This window comes from Ursidibacter arcticus, from assembly GCF_009761375.1.
GTDB lineage: Bacteria > Pseudomonadota > Gammaproteobacteria > Enterobacterales > Pasteurellaceae > Ursidibacter > Ursidibacter arcticus.
The window spans coordinates 1-4,359 of record NZ_LEKM01000163.1; the positions used below are offsets into that span (position 1 = coordinate 1).

A 4,359-nucleotide genomic window follows, 5' to 3' on the forward strand; every position below is an offset into this window, starting at 1 on the left:
GGGTTTGTCATCAGTCTGTGCTAATTTTTAACTTAAAATTAGCTCTCCTTCTTTATATTTATAGAGGTCTTTTAACAATGGATGCATTAATGAGCCTTGTCGGTATTGCTGTACTCCTTTTAATTGCATTTTTATTATCTAATAACAAAAAAGCAATTAACTTCCGCACTGTATTTGGTGCATTAGCTATTCAAATTGGTATTGGTGCTTTAATTCTTTATGTACCACTTGGTCGTGAAGCACTACTTAAAGCAGCTGAAGGCGTAAGTGCTGTGATCAGTTATAGTAATGATGGTATCAGCTTCTTATTCGGTGGCTTAGTGAGCGATAAGATGTTTGAAGTCTTTGGCGGTGGCGGTTTCGTTTTCGCACTGCGTGTTCTTCCACCAATTATCTTCTTCTCTGCTCTTATTTCTGTTTTATACTACTTAGGTATTATGCAATTTGTTATTCGCATTCTTGGTGGTGCATTACAAAAAGTATTAGGTACATCAAAACCTGAGTCGATGTCTGCGGCAGCAAATATTTTCGTAGGTCAAACTGAAGCACCTTTATTAGTTAAACCATATATTAAATCAATGACTAACTCTGAGTTATTTGCAGTGATGTGTGGTGGTGTGGCTTCTGTTGCTGGTGCGGTAATGATCAGCTATGCAGGAATGGGCGTTCCATTAACTTATTTGATCGCTGCATCATTTATGGCTGCACCTGGTGGTTTATTATTTGCTAAAATTTTACACCCGCAAACAGAGTCATTTAAAGATGAATTATCTGAAGAAGATATTGAAGATAAACCGTCAAATGTTATCGAAGCAGCTGCTATTGGTACATTCTCGGGTATGCAATTAGCAATGAACGTAGGTGCAATGTTAATTTCATTCGTTGCATTAATTGCGATGTTAAATGGTTTAATTGGTTGGATTGGTGGCTTAGCTGGATTTGAAGGTGTAACACTTCAATCATTACTAGGTTATGTATTCCAACCTCTTGCTTGGGTAATTGGTGTGCCTTGGGGGGCAGAAGCTCAAGTAGCAGGTTCTTTAATTGGTCAGAAATTAGTAGTAAACGAATTTGTTGCTTATGTTGATTTCGTAAACTACTTAAAACCTGAAACAACAGTTGTGTTAAGTGAAAAAACAATCGCAATTATTACCTTCGCACTTTGTGGTTTTGCTAACTTCAGCTCTATCGCTATTTTAATCGGTGGTTTAGGGGCAATGGCTCCAAATCGTCGTGGCGATGTTGCTCGTATGGGTATCAAAGCTGTTATCGCAGGTTCACTCTCTAATTTAATGAGTGCGGCGATTGCAGGATTGTTTATCGGTATCGGCGGTGCTGTACTGTAAACGATAAATAACCAAACCAACACCACAGAATTTCTGTGGTGTTGTCGTTTATGGGCTAGGTAAACGTTTGCGTCAAATTTTTGAGTAAATAAAAGGAGAATAAAATGAGTCTAAAACACGTTGCTCAAACTGCATTATCATTGATGGATTTAACCACATTAAACGATAATGATACGGACGAAAAAGTCATCTCACTTTGCCAACAAGGTAATACACCATTTGGAACACCAGCAGCAGTGTGTGTCTATCCACGTTTTGTGCCGATTGCTCGCAAAACATTGGCACAACAACAAACAGAGCAAGTAAAAATTGCCACTGTAACAAATTTCCCACACGGTAATGACGATATTGCTATGGCAGTGGCAGAAACAAAAGCGGCAGTTGCCTACGGTGCAGATGAAGTCGATGTAGTATTCCCTTATAAAGCACTAATTTCAGGTAATGAACAAGTCGGTTACGAGCTTGTCAAACAGTGCAAAGCAGTTTGTGCAGAACAAAATGTATTACTCAAAGTGATTATTGAAACAGGCGAATTAAAAACAGAAAGCCTCATTCGTAAAGCAAGTGAAATTGCTATTCAAGCAGGGGCTGATTTTATTAAAACATCAACAGGTAAAGTCCCTGTGAATGCGACCCTTGAATCTGCTCGTATAATGCTTGAAACAATTCGTGATTTAGCCGTAGCTGATCGTGTTGGTTTTAAAGCAGCTGGTGGTGTGAAAACAACCGAAGAAGCTCAACAATATCTTGATCTCGCTGCGGATATTTTAGGTAAAGAATGGGTAACATCAGCACATTTCCGCTTTGGTGCATCAAGTTTATTGAATAATTTACTTGCAACTTTAAACGATCAAAACCAAACCCAAACAACAGGTTACTAATCAACAAGCGGTGAGATTTTGCAAAAAATTGACTAAATCCTACCGCTTATTATTGAGAGGAAAGTAAAATGAAACGTGTATTTATTATGATGCTCGACTCTTTCGGTATCGGCTATACGGAAGATGCTGAGAAATTTGGTGATAAAGGTTCAAATACCTTAGGACACATTGCAGAACAATGTGCGGCAGGGAAAGCAGACGATCACCGCCGTTCAGGTTTGCTCAAATTGCCTAATATGAATAAATTAGGTTTAGGGCTTGCCGCTCAAGAATCTTGTGGCTCTTACCCTGCTGGGTTAGCACAAGATGTACAGCTTATCGGTGGTTATTGCCACGCTAAAGAAATTTCTTCGGGTAAAGATACACCATCAGGTCACTGGGAAGTTGCAGGTGTTCCTGTACTTTTTGATTGGGGATATTTTCCACAACACGAAAATAGTTTCCCACAAGAGTTGCTCGATAAAATCGTTAAACGTGCTAACTTAAAAGGCTATTTAGGTAATTGCCATTCATCTGGCACAGTTATTTTAGATGAACTTGGCGAAGAACATATGCGTACAGGATTTCCGATTTTCTATACTTCCGCAGATTCAGTATTCCAAATTGCTTGCCACGAAGAAACATACGGTTTAGATAAACTCTACGAACTTTGCCAAATTGTGCGTGAAGAGCTTGAAGGCTACAATATTGGACGTGTTATTGCTCGTCCGTTTATTGGGGCAAAAGCAGGGGAATTTAGCCGTACAGGTAATCGTAAAGATTATGCGGTAGAACCGCCTTCTGCAACTGTGCTACAAAAACTCGTCAATGAAAAAGGTGGTGAAGTGGTTTCTATCGGTAAAATTGCTGATATTTACGCACATACGGGAATCACTCGTAAAATCAAAGCAACAGGCTTGCCTGAGTTATTTGACCGTACATTAGAAGAAGTAAAAGCAGCAGGCAACAATACCATTGTATTTACTAACTTTGTAAACTTTGACTCAGATTTTGGTCATCGCCGAGATGTTGCAGGCTACGCCGATGCCTTAGAATATTGGGACAGCCGTTTACCTGAATTACTACCGTTAATCCAAGATGAAGATCTATTGATTATTACAGCTGATCACGGTTGTGATCCAACGTGGCAAGGAACGGATCACACTCGTGAACATACGCCAATTTTGCTATATGGTAAAAACGTTGCAAAACAGTCTTATGGTCGCCGTGAGACTTTTGCTGATATAGGGCAAACCATTGCGAATTACTTTGGCTTATCTCCTATGGATTACGGCACAGCTATTATTGATTTCAACAAATAATCTCTACTAAAAAAGGAACATAAAATGACTCCACACATTAACGCACCAGCAGGTGCATTTGCAGATGTTGTATTGATGCCAGGTGACCCACTTCGTGCAAAATACATTGCAGAAACATTCTTAGAAGATGCGAAATTAGTGACTGATGTTCGCAATATGTTTGGCTACACAGGCACTTACAAAGGCCGCAAAATTTCAGTAATGGGGCACGGAATGGGTATTCCATCTTGCTCAATCTATGCTAAAGAGCTCATTACTGAATATGGCGTGAAAAAAATTATTCGTGTTGGTTCTTGTGGTGCTGTTCGCCCAGACGTTAAATTACGCGATGTTGTTATCGGCGTTGGTGCTTGTACAGACTCTAAAGTAAACCGTATCCGTTTTAAAGATAACGATTTTGCAGCAATTGCAGATTTCGATATGACATTAGCTGCAGTTCAAGCAGCAAAAGAAAAAGGTGTGCCTGTGCGTGTCGGTAACCTTTATTCTGCGGATCTTTTCTATACGCCAGATGTAGAAATGTTCGATGTAATGGAAAAATACGGTATTTTAGGGGTAGAAATGGAAGCAGCTGGAATTTACGGTGTTGCAGCTGAATTTGGTGCAAAAGCTCTCACTATTTGTACGGTATCAGACCATATCCGTACTCACGAGCAAACTACTGCTGAAGAGCGTCAATTAACTTTCAACGATATGATTGAAATTGCGTTAGAATCTGTGTTAATTGGTGATAAAGCGTAATTAACCTGACTAGCATAAAAATGCCGACAGTAATTTGTCGGCATTTGAGACCGCTGACAAACTCTAATTTGTTGTATTCAATAAACGGAC

The 4,359-nt window shown here is 39.5% G+C and carries 4 protein-coding genes; all 4 read left to right on the top strand.

The genetic code is table 11. The features are described 5' to 3' along the window. The first annotated feature begins 77 nt into the window (after positions 1-77). Entirely contained in the window at positions 78-1,346 is a 1,269-nt protein-coding gene (locus A1D25_RS07325; RefSeq protein WP_157395043.1) for a NupC/NupG family nucleoside CNT transporter, read from the top strand. A gap of 104 nt (positions 1,347-1,450) precedes the next feature. Then, on the top strand, positions 1,451-2,227 hold the full coding sequence (gene deoC / locus A1D25_RS07330; protein ID WP_157395044.1) for a deoxyribose-phosphate aldolase: 777 nt from the start codon (positions 1,451-1,453) through the stop codon (positions 2,225-2,227). 68 nt (positions 2,228-2,295) lie between these two features. Then, positions 2,296-3,528 (top strand): phosphopentomutase, encoded by a 1,233-nt coding sequence (locus tag A1D25_RS07335; protein WP_157395045.1) that lies wholly within the window; start codon positions 2,296-2,298, stop codon positions 3,526-3,528. 24 nt (positions 3,529-3,552) lie between these two features. Further along, a complete protein-coding gene (deoD, locus tag A1D25_RS07340; RefSeq protein ID WP_157395046.1) occupies positions 3,553-4,269 on the top strand; it encodes a purine-nucleoside phosphorylase in 717 nt (238 codons plus the stop codon). The last annotated feature ends 90 nt before the right edge of the window (positions 4,270-4,359 follow it).

Bases quoted from the DNA above. Each gene is read 5' to 3' on its own strand.
- A1D25_RS07325 (WP_157395043.1), top strand. From the start codon at position 78: ATGGATGCATTAATGAGCCTTGTCGGTATTGCTGTACTCCTTTTAATT.
- deoC (WP_157395044.1), top strand. From the start codon at position 1,451: ATGAGTCTAAAACACGTTGCTCAAACTGCATTATCATTGATGGATTTA.
- A1D25_RS07335 (WP_157395045.1), top strand. From the start codon at position 2,296: ATGAAACGTGTATTTATTATGATGCTCGACTCTTTCGGTATCGGCTAT.
- deoD (WP_157395046.1), top strand. From the start codon at position 3,553: ATGACTCCACACATTAACGCACCAGCAGGTGCATTTGCAGATGTTGTA.